This is a genomic window from Pseudomonas sp. TMW22091, from assembly GCF_022496705.1.
Lineage (GTDB): Bacteria > Pseudomonadota > Gammaproteobacteria > Pseudomonadales > Pseudomonadaceae > Aquipseudomonas > Aquipseudomonas saxonica.
This window is the reverse complement of the sequence record NZ_SCFI01000002.1, coordinates 55,855-70,378: the sequence shown is the minus strand read 5'-3', so window position 1 is coordinate 70,378 and position 14,524 is coordinate 55,855. Positions and strand designations below refer to the sequence as shown.

The following is a 14,524-nucleotide window of genomic DNA, read 5'->3' as shown; positions in this document are numbered from 1 at the left end:
CCCAGGATTGGTAGCCAGTTATGTCTCTCGATATCGTTATTCTCGCAGCAGGCCAAGGCACTCGCATGCGCTCGGCTTTGCCCAAGGTTTTGCATCCCGTAGCCGGTAATTCAATGCTAGGGCATGTTATCCACAGCGCCCGGCAGCTCAATCCAACCGGTATCCACGTGGTGATCGGTCATGGCGCAGAGTTGGTTCGTGAGCGTTTGGCGGCTGATGACCTTAATTTTGTGCTGCAAGACAAGCAGTTGGGTACCGGCCATGCCGTGGCTCAGGCGCTGCCATTTTTGACAGCAGAGAATGTGCTGATCCTTTACGGTGATGTTCCGCTGATTGAAGTGGAAACCTTGCAACGCCTGCTCAAGCAAGTGGGGCCTGAACAGTTGGGGTTATTGACCGTCAATCTGGCCGACCCTACCGGTTATGGCCGAATCGTTCGGGATGAGCAAAACACGGTATGCGCCATCGTTGAGCATAAAGATGCCACGGATGCGCAGCGTGCCATCAAGGAAGGCAACACAGGCATTCTTGCTTTGCCGACTCAGCGTCTGGCTGACTGGATGAGCCGCCTGTCGAACAACAATGCTCAAGGCGAGTACTACCTGACTGACGTGATTGCAATGGCGGTTAACGATGGTTTGGTCGTGGCGACTGAGCTTGCTCTTGATCCGATGGAAGTGCAGGGCGCCAATGACCGCAAACAATTGAGTGAATTGGAGCGGCATTACCAACTGCGCGAAGGCCGTCGGCTAATGGCCTTGGGTGTCACCCTGCGTGACCCGGCCCGGTTTGACGTGCGCGGCGAGGTGACGGTAGGCCGTGATGTGCTTATCGACATCAATGTGATCCTCGAAGGTCGCGTGGTCATTGAAGACAACGTTGTGATTGGCCCGAACTGCGTGATCAAAGACAGCACGCTGCGTAAAGGGGTTGTGGTCAAAGCCAACAGCCACCTGGATGGCGCCGTGATGGGCGAGGGCAGTGATGCAGGTCCATTTGCCCGGCTGCGTCCAGGCAGCGTGCTTGATGCTCGCGCCCATGTGGGTAACTTCGTCGAATTGAAAAATGCCCATCTGGGTGAAGATGCCAAGTGTGGCCATCTCACCTATCTGGGGGATGCCGAAGTCGGACCACGCACCAATATTGGAGCGGGCACTATCACCTGTAACTACGATGGCGCCAATAAGTGGAAAACCGTGTTGGGGGCTGATGTATTTATTGGCTCCAATAACTCTTTGGTTGCACCTGTGGATATCTCAAGCGGTGCAACCACCGCTGCCGGTTCGACGATTAGCCAGAATGTTGAGCCAGCGCAATTGGCGGTTGGTCGTGCACGCCAACGTAATATCGACGGATGGAAGCGACCGGTTAAACAGCCAAAGCCTTGATTTCTAGGTGCTAGGCGGCTTGCAAAAGAGTTATCCACAAGCGAATTAGCCCGGCCCTGCTCAAATCAAGTCATCGTATAACTGTTTAAAATCAATAAGTTATCTTAAGCCTTATCCACCACCTGTGGATAAGGCTTATTTTTTTGCTTACCTTTTAGCGATCAAACCCCTGTGTATGCAGAGTAAAGCAGAGTTATTCACAGAAAATATCGGCAACAATTTGTTGACGAGCATTTCGAGATAGGGTTTCATTGCTTTCGTTATCTTTCGAACCGAAACTTAATTTCGCTATGTCCAAACGTAATACGCCACAGCGCAGACACAACATATTGTCCTTACTCGCTGAGCAAGGTGAAGTGAGTGTGGATGAACTGGCCAAGCGTTTCGAAACCTCTGAGGTTACGATTCGCAAGGACTTGGCTGCGCTCGAAAGTAACGGCCTTCTTCTTCGTCGCTATGGTGGCGCCATCACCATGCCCCAAGAGTTAGTCAGTGAATCGCCGCAGCCCATCTCTCTTTATAAGCAGGCCATTGCCCGAGCTGCGGTTGGCCTGATTAAAGAGCATGCGCGCATCATCATTGACAGCGGCAGCACCACCGCATCGATGATTCCACAACTGGGCCTACAACCGGGCTTGGTGGTGATGACTAATTCTTTGCACGTCGCTAACGCCCTGAGCGAACTGGAACATGAGCCTGTGTTGCTAATGACCGGCGGTACCTGGGATCCCCACTCTGAGTCTTTTCAGGGGCAGGTCGCTGAACAGGTGTTGCGCTCTTACGATTTCGATCAACTGTTTATCGGTGCGGACGGCATTGACCTGCAACGTGGCACGACAACCTTTAATGAGTTGTTGGGCCTGAGCCGGGTCATGGCTGACGTCGCGCGCGAAGTGATCGTGATGGTCGAGTCAGACAAAATTGGTCGAAAAATACCCAATCTGGAACTGCCCTGGAGCAGCGTCCACACCCTTATTACCGATGATCGCTTGCCCCTTGAGGCTCGCGAACAAATTCAGGCCCGGGGCATAACGCTGTTATGCGCCGAGCTTAACTAGGAGAACCTTATGTGTGGAATCGTTGGCGCAGTCGCTGAACGTAATATCACGGCCATTCTGCTGGAAGGCCTGAAACGTCTTGAATACCGCGGTTATGACAGCGCCGGTGTTGCTGTATTTACCAACAACGGCACGCTTGAGCGTTTACGCCGTAACGGCAAAGTGGCCGAACTAGAACAAGCGTTGGCTGGCGAACCGTTGGTTGGCCGTTTGGGAATTGCCCACACCCGCTGGGCTACCCACGGTGCTCCGTGCGAGCGAAATGCCCACCCACACTTTTCGGGTTCCGATCTGGCTGTAGTCCACAACGGCATTATCGAAAACCACGAGGCCTTGCGCGAGCGGCTAAAAGGTTTGGGTTATGTGTTTACTTCAGACACTGATACCGAAGTCATTGCGCACTTGCTGGACCACAAGCTCAAAGAGCAAAGCGATCTGGCCGCTGCGTTGAAATCGACGGTTAAAGAATTGCACGGAGCTTACGGTCTGGCCGTGATCAGTGCCAAGCAACCTGACCGTCTGGTTGCTGCACGCAGTGGTAGCCCGCTGGTGATAGGACTGGGATTGGGCGAGAACTTCCTGGCCTCCGATCAATTAGCCCTGCGACAGGTTACTGACCGCTTCATGTATCTGGAAGAGGGCGATATTGCCGAAATCCGCCGTGACAGTGTCCACATCTGGGATGTGAACGGGCAGACCGTCGAGCGCGAAACCGTGCAATACCGTGATGGTGCCGAAGCTGCCGATAAAGGTGAATACCGTCACTACATGCTCAAAGAAATTCATGAGCAGCCTGCGGTGGTTCAACGCACGTTGGAAAACCGTCTGGGTCACGACCATGTACTGGTACAGGCTTTCGGTCCACAAGCCGCTGAATTATTCGCCAAAGTTCGCAACGTACAAATCGTAGCCTGCGGTACCAGCTACCACGCAGGCATGGTTGCGCGGTATTGGCTCGAAAGTCTGGCAGGCATTCCGTGCCAGGTTGAAGTGGCCAGTGAGTTCCGCTACCGAAAAGTGGTGGTACAGCCAGACACGCTGTTCGTAACAATCTCTCAATCGGGTGAAACCGCAGACACCCTGGCTGCACTGCGTAATGCCAAAGAACTGGGCTTCCTCGGCAGCCTGGCGATTTGCAACGTGGGCATCAGCTCATTGGTTCGTGAGTCTGATCTGACGCTGTTGACACAAGCCGGCCGTGAAATTGGCGTTGCATCGACCAAAGCGTTCACCACTCAGCTGGTTGGCTTGTTACTGCTGACACTGTCTCTTGGCCAAGTTCGCGGCACGCTGGAAGCGGGTGTTGAAGCGCAACTCGTTGAAGAATTGCGCCGCTTGCCCACGCGTCTGGGTGAAGCGTTAGCGATGGATACCACCATCGAGAAAGTCGCTGAATTGTTTGCTGATAAACATCACACACTCTTCTTGGGTCGCGGGGCTCAGTTCCCGGTGGCGATGGAAGGCGCGCTCAAGCTCAAAGAAATTTCGTACATCCACGCCGAAGCATATCCGGCAGGCGAGTTGAAGCACGGCCCTCTGGCGCTTGTGGATAACGACATGCCAGTGGTGACGGTGGCGCCGAACAATGAATTGTTGGAAAAATTAAAATCCAACCTCCAAGAAGTTCGTGCTCGTGGTGGTGAGTTGGTGGTGTTCGCTGATGAACAAGCGAATATGAGCGATGGCGAAGGCACTCATGTCATCAATATGCCGCACATCCACGATGTGCTGGCGCCAATCCTCTACACCATCCCGTTGCAACTGCTGTCTTACTACGTTGCTGTGCTTAAAGGTACAGACGTCGACCAGCCTCGCAACTTGGCTAAGTCGGTGACGGTGGAATAAACCATCGGCAACAATAAGCTGCATCAAAAAGACCCGCTCTGCGGGTTTTTTTGTTTGTGGGATTCGGGCAGTGGGCGCATTAATAAAAATAAAAATTTATAAGGTCTACGCTAATCCGATGAGGCCGCTGTCTTGTTTCTTTACTGAGGCGTTTGTATGTTCAAAAAAAATTTTAAGCCGGCACGTACCCGGGCCGTTTTTTTAACCACTTGTCTTGCCGCTTCAGTGGTAAACGCCGCCACTGACACGACGTATCCAGATGCTGCTGCCAGCAACCCTGCAACAATGGGCTGGATGGTCGGTTCGCCTCCGCCGCCGGACCGGATCATTCGCTTTGCCGATGGCAGTTATTTCAAGTTCCCGGCCATGCGTTGGAGCGTCTCAAATTTCCGTCAATTAATGCCCACCACCAATGTTTCACGAGGTTTGAATGCTCCGGTTCCGTTAGACCAGGCGTTACGTACCGATATCGATAAATTGACGTTTACGCCCTTAGGTAGCAAGCAACCCATGACATGGGAGCAATCGCTTGCGGCCAACTACACCGACGGCATCGTGGTGTTGCATCGCGGGAAAATTGTTTACGAACGTTATTTCGGTGTACTCAACCCGCAAGGTCAACACGCGGCAATGTCGATGACGAAATCAGTTGTGGGGACAATGGGGGCCATGCTGGTAGCCGATGGCACCCTGGATGCTAATAAGCATATTGCTGACTACGTGCCTGAGTTGGCCAAGTCGGCGTTTGGTAATGCGACTCTGCGCCAAGTGTTGGACATGACCACGGGACTTGATTACAGCGAAGATTATGCCGACCCGGATGCTGAAGTCTGGAAGCACTCGATGGCAGGCAACCCGCTGCCAAAACCCAAGGGTTACACCGGCCCACAAACCTACATGGAGTATTTGCAAACCGTCCAACCTCTGGGTGAGCACGGGAAAGCATTTGCTTATAAAACGGTTAACACCGATGTACTGGGTTGGGTGATTGCCCGAGTGACTGGACGGAATGTCGCTCAGTTGTTATCAGAAAAAATCTGGCAGCGCCTGGGGGCTGAGCAGTCCGCCTATTTCACCGTCGACTCGATTGGCACGCCTTTCGCGGGAGGGGGTTTGAATACCGGGCTGCGCGATATGGCACGGTTTGGTGAAATGATCCGCAATGAGGGTCAGTATTTGGGGCAGCAAATTGTGCCCAAGTCGGTCATTGATGATATTCGTGCCGGCGGGGATAAAGCAGCTTTCGCCAAAGCTGGCTATGACTTGCTCAAGGGTGGCAGCTATAAAGATATGTGGTGGGTCACTCATAATCCAGACGGTGCTTTTATGGCTCGCGGCGTTTACGGGCAACGCACGTACATCGACCCCAAGGCCGAGATGGTCATCGTGCGTTATGCCTCCAATCCTGTTGCCAGTAACGCGGCAAACGACCCGGTCACCATTCCGGCCTTTGAGGCGGTGGCACAGCTGCTGATGAAGCATCCAGACTAAACGCGAGCTCTAACTTACGGCTTTAGGCTTACATGACACTGACAGTTACAGTTCTTCGTCTACCCTATAGTTTCAACGCCTGAATGAAGGAGGACTTACTGATGCTCGCGCAACTGCCACCAGCCTTACAGAAACTTCAGCTTCCATTACGCCTAAAGCTTTGGGACGGACTCGAGTTTAATCTCGGTCCTTCACCCAGTGTCACCATTGTGGTCAAGGATCCACAAATCGTGTCTGAGTTTACGCACCCCAGTCTTGACCTTTTGGGCACTGCGTTTGTTGAAGGGCGACTCGAACTCGAGGGCTCCATTAGCGAAGTGATTCGAGTCTGCGATGAACTGAGCCAAGCGTTAGTGGAAGACGAAGGCCAGGCGCCGGTACGCACCGTCCATGACAAGGCCATGGATGCGGCGTCCATTTCTTATCATTACGACCTGTCCAACGAGTTTTACCAGTTATGGCTCGATCGAGACATGGCCTATTCCTGCGGTTATTTTGAAACGGCCGAAGAAAGCCTTGATGAGGCACAGCAGGCAAAATTCCGTATTTTGTGCCGCAAGCTTCGCCTAAAACCCGGTGAGTACTTATTGGATGTGGGCTGCGGCTGGGGTGGTCTGGCACGGTTTGCAGCGCGTGAATTTGGGGTCAAGGTGTTTGGCATTACCTTGAGCAAAGAACAATTGGCTTTGGGGCGCGAGCGCGTTAAAGCCGATGGTCTGCAGGACAAGGTTGATCTGCAACTGCTTGATTACCGTGATCTGCCCCAGGATGGCCGATTCGACAAAATTGTTAGCGTCGGTATGTTTGAGCATGTGGGGCACGCTAACCTGCGCGAGTACTGTGAAATTCTGTCCAAGGCAGTACGTGAAGGTGGTTTGGTGATGAACCATGGTATTACCGCCAAGCACACGGACGGTCGTCCTGTGGGCCGTGGGGCAGGGGATTTCATCGATCGCTATGTATTCCCCAACGGCGAGTTGCCGCATCTGTCCATGATGACGGCCGAGATCAGTGAGGCCGGGCTGGAAGTGGTCGATGTCGAAAGTTTGCGCCGGCATTATGCGCGCACGCTGGAGCACTGGAGTCAGCGCCTGGAAAACAATCTTGAGGCCGCGGCCAAGTTAGTCCCCGAGAAAACCTTGCGGATTTGGCGGTTGTACTTGGCCGGCTGTGCGTACGCTTTTGCCCACGGCTGGATTAACATCGATCAAATTTTGGCGACTAAACCCTACGCAGATGGGTCACTTGAGTTGCCACTGACACGAGATGATATTTATCGCTGAGGCTGAAATTGCCACGTGATAGGGACCGGATTCTCGACCGGGTTGGTTTCCTGGATGAAGGTTCCGTATTGCAACGGGATGTTCTGATCCACTTGAGCAAGGGCTTTCTGTTTGAATGTCAGAGAGCCTTTTGTAAAGGTCAGATCGTGTCGGGCAACATTCCCGCCCAATCGGGTGAGGGCAGTGAGATGTAGCTGACGCTGTATTGAGCATCGGTAAAATCCCCCTCGACCACATAGACGCCGTAGTGGTTTTCACCTGGAGAAATGATTTTGTATAGGCCGTTGTCGTAGTAATACAACACGGCCTCTTCAAATGGTTTCTCGCTGTACATCTTTTTATAGTGAAGTCGATGGATGTAGGTGGGCTTTCCAACGTCTACGGCCATCGTGGGTTGGGTCGCTGCCACCGCGGGTTGGGCGTGGGCGAGTGAGGTCACGCTGAATAACAATCCCATCAAAGATAATTTCATCTTTTGTCCCTATGCACATAATGAGCGGCCGGTTTGGCCGGGCCGCTCAGCTTAGGTAATGAAGATGAAAACGTCTGAGCTGTACTCAGCTTTCAGCCATGACCTACTCAAAACACTGATTTTGCCTACGCAGTCTATAAGACTGGCGAGACCAAACGTGCCACGCGCATCGCCAATTGTTGTAAGCGGTGGGTCGCTTTTATATCCGCTTCGGTTATCTCTTTAGCCAGCGCAAAATCATCGAGCAGCATGTGCTCAACTTCTGTGGCGAACGCATCGTCTACGGTGAGTAGCATCACTTCAAAGTTAAGGCGGAACGAGCGGTTGTCCATATTGGCACTGCCAATGGCGCTGATTTCGTTATCGATTAACACCACCTTCTGATGCACAAACCCGGGCTGGTATCGAAAGATTTTCACACCCGCGCGCACGGCTTCAAAGGCATACAAGCTTGACGCTGCGTAGACAATTTTGTGATCCGGTCGAGACGGTATCAAAATGCGCACATCTACCCCGCGTAACACGGCCAGCCTCAAGGCAGAGAACACCGCCTCATCAGGTACGAAGTAAGGGGTTGTAATCCACACCCGTTCGTTAGCCGCGTGAATGGCTTCAACAAAAAATAGGGAGCACGTTTCATAAGGATCGGCAGGACCGCTGGCTAGAAATTGGCACAGTACGCCGCCTTCCGGATAGCTTTGTGGAAGGATCAGTGGTGGTAATTTCCGAGCTGCCCAAAACCAGTCCTCAGCAAATGATTCCTGCAAACAGGCCACCACCGGCCCACTGACTTCAACATGGGTATCTCGCCAAGGGGACAGCGGCGGCTTGGCCCCCAAGTACTCATCCCCTACGTTATGGCCACCTACAAACCCTTTGGTGCCATCGACCACAACGACTTTACGGTGATTGCGAAAGTTGACCTGGAATCGGCTGATCCATCCGCCGCGGGTGGCAAATGCCTGAGCCTGTACACCGCCTGCGCGAAGTGTCTCGGCATAAGCATTGGGTAAGGAGTGGCTTCCAATGCTGTCATAGAGCAGGTGGACAGCGACGCCTTGTGCGGCTTTTTCCAGTAGCAGGGCATGTAACTTCATGCCTAGTTCGTCATCGTGGATGATAAAAAACTGAACCAGCACCACTTCTTTAGCTTCGCGAATGGCGCCGAAAATAGCGTCAAACGTTGCCGTGCCATTAATCAGCAAGCGCACTGAGTTGTTTGCCAGGCAGGGCATACGTCCCAATCTTGGCATCGCCCTGAGAGATGTATAGGCAGCAGACTTTCGGGCGGCCAGGGCTTCTTCAACCCAGGGCCTCCAGTTCAGATCAATGATCGCTTCACGCATTTCCTGATTGGCATCGCGACGAGCGCGAATGTAATCGTCGAATGTGCTGCGGCCAAAAATCAGATAGGGGATCAAGGTGAAGTAGGGAATGAAGAAAAGAGACATTGCCCAAGCTATTGAGCCCTGCGCCGTTCTGACGGTGAGTATTGCATGCACAGCAGCAATTAAGCCTAAGCTGTGGACCAATAAAATTAGGTATCCGAAAAAGTGCGGGCCTAGATAATCCATGCGTATCCTTGCTCCTCAAAGTTCAATGCTTAGTACAACAGACCATGTTCTGCTATGAATGTCCTAATACTTTACGGCTGCAACCTCGGCCAATTTTCAACGTCTAATACGGATAATCCCGTAGGAGTGACTCGATGAATGTTCGTCTGCTTGGACTAATTTTGGCCGGTGGTATTTCTCTCCCAATGGCTGCTCAGGCCCAGATGCTACAACCCGGTCTCTGGGAAGTGACCTCCAGTAACATGCAAGTAGATGGCCAGCAGTTGCCTGATTTGCAGCTAATGCTTGGCCAGTTACAGGGCATGATGACGCCTGAGCAAAAAGCGCAGTTGGAGAACCAGGGTCTGACTATGGGGGGCAAAGGCGTTCGAGTATGTCTAACGCCTGAGCAGGTTCAGACCAACGATATTCCGTTGACTGACCCCAAGTCCGGTTGTACTCAGCAGATTACTGAGCGTAGTGGAAATCAGTGGAAGTTTCGCTTTAGTTGCCCAAAAGCTCAGGGGGCAGGCGTTGCAACTTTTGCTGGCGATCGAGAGTTCACCACGCAGGTGAGTGGTACGTTCAATGCGACAGGTATTCAGCAAAAAGGCAGTATGGATACGCGCGCAGTTTGGCTAGGACAAAACTGTGGAACTGTTAAACCACGTGCCTGATGCAATGTAGTTCGGCAGCTTAACGCTGCTGAACTCCTGCTATCAAACATCCCCATCCCAGCGACTCTCCGCCACGGCATCATGGCTGTGCAAGCTTTCAGCATGTACCACTTTCAGATGAAAACTCTTCACACCCTGGAGAGTTTTGAGTGCCCCGTTCAAACGCCGCGCGGCATCCTCGCAGAACATTAGATTCTGGCCATTGGCCAAGGCGAAGGCCTGCTCGTCTGCGCGCTTAACCGCAGTTTGTACGGCCGTCCCCAAGGCGCTTTCAGCCGTATCAATCATCAAGTTGATCGGTAACTCCTCCGTATCGACATTGAGTGCAACCTTTAGGTGAGCAGTGCTTCTCTGACTATGTGGTGTCGCTACGATCCCTTCAGAACTGCCTAACCACGAGAGCACATCGGCATGCAGTAATGCTCGATTTGCAAAGTCCTCTATAAATTGCTGCTGAATCAATTGGCGAGCCAAAGCTGCTGAGCAGGGGCATGTTGATGAATAGTTCACTTCGACATTTAGTTCCACGTGGAACATTCCATTTTTCAAGGATGCGTCGATACACACCGGATAGCTTTTCCAGCCACTCAGTGGGCTGACCAGTGCGGGCCGTTTCAGCATTACTTGAGTGTGGAGCCGTAGATAAGCGCAGATGGATAAGTCGTCGTGACTATCCAGAAATTGCTGAAGAATTTCTTTTAAAAGTGGCGGGTTCAAGGGCTGCGAGTCGAGTACTTCTAGCGCTAAATATAGGCGCGACATATGAATCCCGCGTGCCTCTCCGTCATCCAGGCTGACTCCTGCATCGGCAGTGGCTGTATTTTTCTGTCCATTAATAAACACGGGTAGTGCAATGCCGCACATACCCACCCAGTTGAGTGGCAGCGCTTGAAGGGTGTTTTGTGAGGCAACATCGGGAAGGGTTAAGGCATTCATAAGGAGCACCAGTCAGAAAATGGGTTTGTTACAAGATAACAATAACGGCGAAATGTATTGTTATAATGTATCATTATTCGCAGCCAATGATGGCTGTGACTCGAAGCGGGCGTTTTGACCTGCTAACCCTGATGAGGAACTCCCATGCCCAAACGCCTTCCGGTGACAGTGTTGTCAGGTTTTCTCGGTGCAGGAAAAAGCACTCTGCTGAATTATATTTTGCGCAACCGCGACGACTTGCGCGTGGCAGTTATCGTCAATGACATGAGTGAAATCAATCTGGATGGCGGCGAGGTTCAGCGTGATGTAACGCTGAACCGAGCAGAAGAAAAACTGGTTGAAATGAGCAACGGCTGCATCTGTTGCACCTTACGTGAAGACTTGTTGGAAGAAGTCAGCAAGCTGGCAAAAGAGGGTCGGTTTGATTATTTATTGATCGAATCAACGGGGATCTCAGAACCCTTGCCCGTGGCGGAAACTTTTACCTTTCGCGACGATGCGGACCAAAGCCTGAACGATATAGCGCGACTGGATACCATGGTCACTGTCGTTGATGGTCTTAACTTTTTGCTGGATTTTCAGGCGGCTGAAAGCTTGGCATCCAGGGGTGAAACGCTGGGTGAAGACGATGAGCGCTCAATTACCGATTTATTGATTGAGCAAATTGAATTCGCTGACGTTATTTTGATCAGCAAAATTGATCTCATCAGCCGTTGTGATCGCGAAGAGTTGATTGCCATTCTTGAGCGGTTGAACGCTCAGGCAGAAATTATTCCAATGATGATGGGCGAGGTACCCCTCACCAAAATCCTTAACACGGGGCGCTTTGACTTTGAACGCGCGGCTGAGGCTCCGGGTTGGCTAAAAGAGTTATGTGGTGAGCATGTGCCCGAAACCGAGGAGTATGGAATTGCTTCAACGGGCTATCGTGCGCGGCGTCCATTTCATCCAGAACGTTTTTTTAATTTTATCGACCGCCCTTGGAGTAACGGAAAATTACTGCGCTCCAAAGGTTTCTTCTGGCTTGCCAGTAAGTATCAGGAAGCGGGGAACTGGTCGCAGGCAGGCGGTTTGATGCGCTATGGATTTGCTGGCCGGTGGTGGCGTTTTGTAGCACGTGATCAATGGCCCCAAGACTTGGATGCCAAGGCTGAAATCCTTCAAAAGTGGCTGCCTGAGACGGGCGATTGTCGTCAGGAGCTGGTGTTTATCGGTCAGCATATCGATTTTAACCGTCTGAAAATTGAACTCGATGCCTGTTTGCTCACGGATGCAGAAATGACATTGGGTGTTGAGGGGTGGGCACTCCTGAACGATCCTTTTGGCGAGTGGCATGATGAGGTGGCGGCATGATCAATGCGCCCGTGCTTAACGCTGTGCCGCGACCTCAGCAGGTGAGCGGTCACAGCCCAGAAATTCTTGCGGGTGTTCTCGACAACTCAACCAACCTGAGTATTTGGCAGCGCCAACTACCCGTCCATATTGTCAATTTTGCAACGCTGTTGTTGTCTTTAGAGGAGCCCTTGAGTGACGCAATTAGCCTGAATATATCAGACGAACGGTCATGCCCGAGCCTCATACACTTGGCTTCTCGTTTTAAAGACCTGGAAGGCTTTGAAGGGTTTATAGCCGACATTGAGTGGCTGGTCAGTGCATATGCGTGCCTGCTGGGCGCGAAACGCATAGGGCTGCGTCTCAGGGCCTTGGATAAGGCTATGTGCCCACGGTTTCATGTCGATCATGTGCCAGTACGACTTATTACCACCTATGCGGGGCCGGGGAGTCAGTGGTTGAAGGAAGGCGTGTTGGAGCGTCGGCTTTTAGGTCAATTACCTGCCGAATCTATAGAAATTGCACAGATTGAAGTCATCAAGACAGGCGAAGTGGCCTTGCTCAAGGGAGAGAAGTGGCAAGGCAACGAAGGTTTTGGGCTTATTCATCGTTCGCCGACTGTAGCAGTGGGTGAGCGCCGCCTGATTTTGACCCTCGATTGGCTTGCTTAAATACGCGCTCTCGTCAGCTGAAGTCGCTGCCTTCATTCCCGGCAGCGACAAGTTGTGTATTGAGGCATATTGATTGCTTCGATCAACACAGAAGCTGGCAATAATGCTGCAGAACATTCCTACCCATGTGATTGCCGGGCCATTGGGTGCTGGTAAAACCAGTCTGATTAAGCATCTGATGGCCCACAAACCTGCTCACGAACGCTGGGCAGTTCTGGTCAATGAGTTTGGTCAAATTGGCCTGGACGCGGCGCTGATGAGCCAGGGGGACGACACCATTGGTATTGCTGAAGTGGCTGGCGGATGCATCTGTTGTGTCAATGGCGCACCCTTTCAAATTGGCCTGAGCCGCTTGTTGCGCAAGTCTCGTCCCGACCGGCTCTTTATTGAACCGTCGGGTTTAGGCCATCCCATACAAATTCTAAAGCAACTCAGTATGGCTCCCTGGCGAGGCGTTCTGGCTTTGCAACCCTGCGTCATGGTGCTCGATGCGCAAGCGATGGCGCAGGGCAAGCGCTTGCCTGAAACCCAGCAAAAAGCCCTCGAAATCGCCGGTTTAGTGGTCATGAATAAATCTAATAGTGTCCAAATCGAGCAACGTGAACAGATTGCATGCAGCCTGCCAAAGTGCCCTGTTTTATGGGTTGAACATGGCTGCATCCCTTTAAATACGCTGCCTGCAGCCGATATGAATTGTATTCATCCTGTGGATAAGTCGTTGATTTATAAGGATTTAGTTCAGGTGAATGGTCTATTTATGAAGCCTGAATTCCCTATTGTGACGACTCAGGCTGAGGCTGAAGGCTGGAGTATTGGATGGCGCTGGCATCGGGCCGCGCAGTTTGATTCAAGTCAGTTGCGCTTGTGGCTCGAAAACCTCGATTGGCGTCGTGCGAAGCTGATTGTCCGCACCTCTACGGGCTGGTTTTCAACTAATTCTGTGGATAACGTCATTGAGCATTGGAAATCCACTGAGTGGCGCACGGATTCGCGCATTGAGCTCATCTTTAGCCACCCCCAAGACGCGGAATGGCTAAAAAATGGCCTGGAAAATTGCCTGGTGCGGCCCGAGAAATGAGGTGTATAGGGGGGAGGGCTGTAGGGTGTCGGTCTTTAAATGCTGATTATTAGTGGGTTCTGTGCTGGTAAAATTGTCCTACAATAAAAACTGTATGGCACCTATTCTTGTGATAGAACCATTAGAAATGGCTCTATCTCAATGCTTTCAGGCTTTATTAAGTGACGTTCACAGGTGCTGGTGCAGAGTTATCCACAGGCATTGTGCCTGTTCGATATCAGTGAGGGGTTTTACGGTGTTCCTGACGCCATTGGCTTAACTCAATGACGTTGGCGCTGGGAGGGATTTCACTCACATCCGGCTCAGACCCGTTTGGGATCGGGTAGGGTGGCAGGTCAATTTTTGCACTATGAGCCCCGAATTGGGTGATGGTCCCGGTATGGCGATGTTCACCTGTGACGGTGAACTCAAAGTTATACACACGGGCCAGGCGTTTGCGGCCATGAGCATCGGCAATAAAGCCGATTTTCTTAAGCGCAACGTTTTCATCCAGCAATTCGATATCAAGATTCTTGCAGTGCTGTTTGACCCGCGCCAGTGCACGTTCACGCAGGCCGTGGTTGTGCCATAGCCAGGCGGCACCTGCGGCTAACAGCATCAGCACAAACATATTTCCAAGGGTCAGCATTAACGTGCGCTCCAACAGATTGGGTTCAGCTTAACTGCGTCTTCAGTCTGTCGTATAGGTTGTGTTTAGTCGCATACTGCGCGGCTTGAATCCATCCGCAGTCTGGAATCCG

Annotated in this window: 13 protein-coding genes; 9 read left to right on the top strand and 4 right to left on the bottom strand. The window is 52.0% G+C overall.

Annotated elements, in window-relative coordinates; all coding sequences use genetic code 11:
* The first annotated feature begins 20 nt into the window (after nucleotides 1-20).
* From glmU to cfaB, 5 genes are all read left to right on the top strand, one after another.
* A complete protein-coding gene (glmU, locus tag EQV93_RS04010) occupies nucleotides 21-1,388 on the top strand; it encodes a bifunctional UDP-N-acetylglucosamine diphosphorylase/glucosamine-1-phosphate N-acetyltransferase GlmU (RefSeq protein WP_240890917.1) in 1,368 nt (455 codons plus the stop codon).
* 290 nt (nucleotides 1,389-1,678) lie between these two features.
* Nucleotides 1,679-2,446 carry a DeoR/GlpR family DNA-binding transcription regulator gene (locus EQV93_RS04005; protein WP_122783515.1) on the top strand — a complete coding sequence of 256 codons (768 nt, stop codon included), beginning with the start codon at nucleotides 1,679-1,681 and terminating at the stop codon, nucleotides 2,444-2,446.
* A gap of 9 nt (nucleotides 2,447-2,455) precedes the next feature.
* On the top strand, nucleotides 2,456-4,291 hold the full coding sequence (gene glmS / locus EQV93_RS04000) for a glutamine--fructose-6-phosphate transaminase (isomerizing) (RefSeq protein ID WP_122783516.1): 1,836 nt from the start codon (nucleotides 2,456-2,458) through the stop codon (nucleotides 4,289-4,291).
* A 156-nt stretch (nucleotides 4,292-4,447) separates the two neighbouring features.
* On the top strand, nucleotides 4,448-5,782 hold the full coding sequence (locus tag EQV93_RS03995) for a serine hydrolase domain-containing protein (RefSeq protein ID WP_240890916.1): 1,335 nt from the start codon (nucleotides 4,448-4,450) through the stop codon (nucleotides 5,780-5,782).
* Nucleotides 5,783-5,883: 101 nt separating this feature from the next.
* The gene (gene cfaB, locus EQV93_RS03990) at nucleotides 5,884-7,065 is read left to right on the top strand and encodes a C17 cyclopropane fatty acid synthase CfaB (protein WP_122783518.1); all 1,182 of its coding nucleotides are present in this window, start codon (nucleotides 5,884-5,886) and stop codon (nucleotides 7,063-7,065) included.
* A 139-nt stretch (nucleotides 7,066-7,204) separates the two neighbouring features.
* Here the strand turns inward: cfaB and EQV93_RS03985 are convergent, their stop codons facing one another.
* The gene (locus EQV93_RS03985) at nucleotides 7,205-7,522 is read right to left on the bottom strand and encodes a hypothetical protein (RefSeq protein ID WP_240890915.1); all 318 of its coding nucleotides are present in this window, start codon (nucleotides 7,520-7,522) and stop codon (nucleotides 7,205-7,207) included.
* A 149-nt stretch (nucleotides 7,523-7,671) separates the two neighbouring features.
* Nucleotides 7,672-9,111, bottom strand: a complete 1,440-nt coding sequence (gene cls / locus EQV93_RS03980) for a cardiolipin synthase (protein WP_146385745.1) — start codon at nucleotides 9,109-9,111, stop codon at nucleotides 7,672-7,674.
* Nucleotides 9,112-9,245: 134 nt separating this feature from the next.
* Between cls and EQV93_RS03975 the strand changes: the two genes are divergently transcribed.
* Entirely contained in the window at nucleotides 9,246-9,767 is a 522-nt protein-coding gene (locus tag EQV93_RS03975; RefSeq protein ID WP_122783520.1) for a DUF3617 domain-containing protein, read from the top strand.
* Nucleotides 9,768-9,809: 42 nt separating this feature from the next.
* On the opposite strand, the gene folE2 is transcribed toward EQV93_RS03975, so the two are convergent.
* Nucleotides 9,810-10,703: a GTP cyclohydrolase FolE2 gene (gene folE2, locus EQV93_RS03970; protein ID WP_240890914.1), complete on the bottom strand. Its 894-nt coding sequence runs from the start codon at nucleotides 10,701-10,703 to the stop codon at nucleotides 9,810-9,812.
* Between the two features lie 144 nt (nucleotides 10,704-10,847).
* Between folE2 and zigA the strand changes: the two genes are divergently transcribed.
* The 3 genes from zigA to EQV93_RS03955 all read left to right on the top strand — a co-directional run bounded on the left by zigA (nucleotide 10,848) and on the right by EQV93_RS03955 (nucleotide 13,784).
* Complete coding sequence (zigA, locus tag EQV93_RS03965) at nucleotides 10,848-12,056, top strand: zinc metallochaperone GTPase ZigA (protein ID WP_240890913.1); 1,209 nt, start codon at nucleotides 10,848-10,850, stop codon at nucleotides 12,054-12,056.
* Nucleotides 12,053-12,706, top strand: coding sequence for a DUF1826 domain-containing protein (locus EQV93_RS03960; RefSeq protein ID WP_146385753.1), 654 nt, complete (start codon nucleotides 12,053-12,055; stop codon nucleotides 12,704-12,706). The genes zigA and EQV93_RS03960 overlap by 4 nt, the downstream gene beginning before the upstream one ends.
* Before the next feature lie 103 nt (nucleotides 12,707-12,809).
* The gene (locus EQV93_RS03955; RefSeq protein ID WP_240890912.1) at nucleotides 12,810-13,784 is read left to right on the top strand and encodes a CobW family GTP-binding protein; all 975 of its coding nucleotides are present in this window, start codon (nucleotides 12,810-12,812) and stop codon (nucleotides 13,782-13,784) included.
* Between the two features lie 217 nt (nucleotides 13,785-14,001).
* Here the strand turns inward: EQV93_RS03955 and EQV93_RS03950 are convergent, their stop codons facing one another.
* Nucleotides 14,002-14,412 (bottom strand): DUF3301 domain-containing protein, encoded by a 411-nt coding sequence (locus tag EQV93_RS03950; protein WP_146385757.1) that lies wholly within the window; start codon nucleotides 14,410-14,412, stop codon nucleotides 14,002-14,004.
* Nucleotides 14,413-14,524: the final 112 nt, after the last annotated feature.

Excerpts from the sequence above, each read along its gene's own strand:
- folE2 (WP_240890914.1), bottom strand. The coding sequence starts at position 10,703 with ATGAATGCCTTAACCCTTCCCGATGTTGCCTCACAAAACACCCTTCAA.
- EQV93_RS03995 (WP_240890916.1), top strand. The coding sequence starts at position 4,448 with ATGTTCAAAAAAAATTTTAAGCCGGCACGTACCCGGGCCGTTTTTTTA.
- zigA (WP_240890913.1), top strand. The coding sequence starts at position 10,848 with ATGCCCAAACGCCTTCCGGTGACAGTGTTGTCAGGTTTTCTCGGTGCA.
- EQV93_RS03960 (WP_146385753.1), top strand. The coding sequence starts at position 12,053 with ATGATCAATGCGCCCGTGCTTAACGCTGTGCCGCGACCTCAGCAGGTG.
- EQV93_RS04005 (WP_122783515.1), top strand. The coding sequence starts at position 1,679 with ATGTCCAAACGTAATACGCCACAGCGCAGACACAACATATTGTCCTTA.
- cls (WP_146385745.1), bottom strand. The coding sequence starts at position 9,111 with ATGGATTATCTAGGCCCGCACTTTTTCGGATACCTAATTTTATTGGTC.
- cfaB (WP_122783518.1), top strand. The coding sequence starts at position 5,884 with ATGCTCGCGCAACTGCCACCAGCCTTACAGAAACTTCAGCTTCCATTA.
- EQV93_RS03955 (WP_240890912.1), top strand. The coding sequence starts at position 12,810 with ATGCTGCAGAACATTCCTACCCATGTGATTGCCGGGCCATTGGGTGCT.
- glmU (WP_240890917.1), top strand. The coding sequence starts at position 21 with ATGTCTCTCGATATCGTTATTCTCGCAGCAGGCCAAGGCACTCGCATG.
- EQV93_RS03950 (WP_146385757.1), bottom strand. The coding sequence starts at position 14,412 with ATGCTGACCCTTGGAAATATGTTTGTGCTGATGCTGTTAGCCGCAGGT.
- glmS (WP_122783516.1), top strand. The coding sequence starts at position 2,456 with ATGTGTGGAATCGTTGGCGCAGTCGCTGAACGTAATATCACGGCCATT.
- EQV93_RS03975 (WP_122783520.1), top strand. The coding sequence starts at position 9,246 with ATGAATGTTCGTCTGCTTGGACTAATTTTGGCCGGTGGTATTTCTCTC.
- EQV93_RS03985 (WP_240890915.1), bottom strand. The coding sequence starts at position 7,522 with ATGGGATTGTTATTCAGCGTGACCTCACTCGCCCACGCCCAACCCGCG.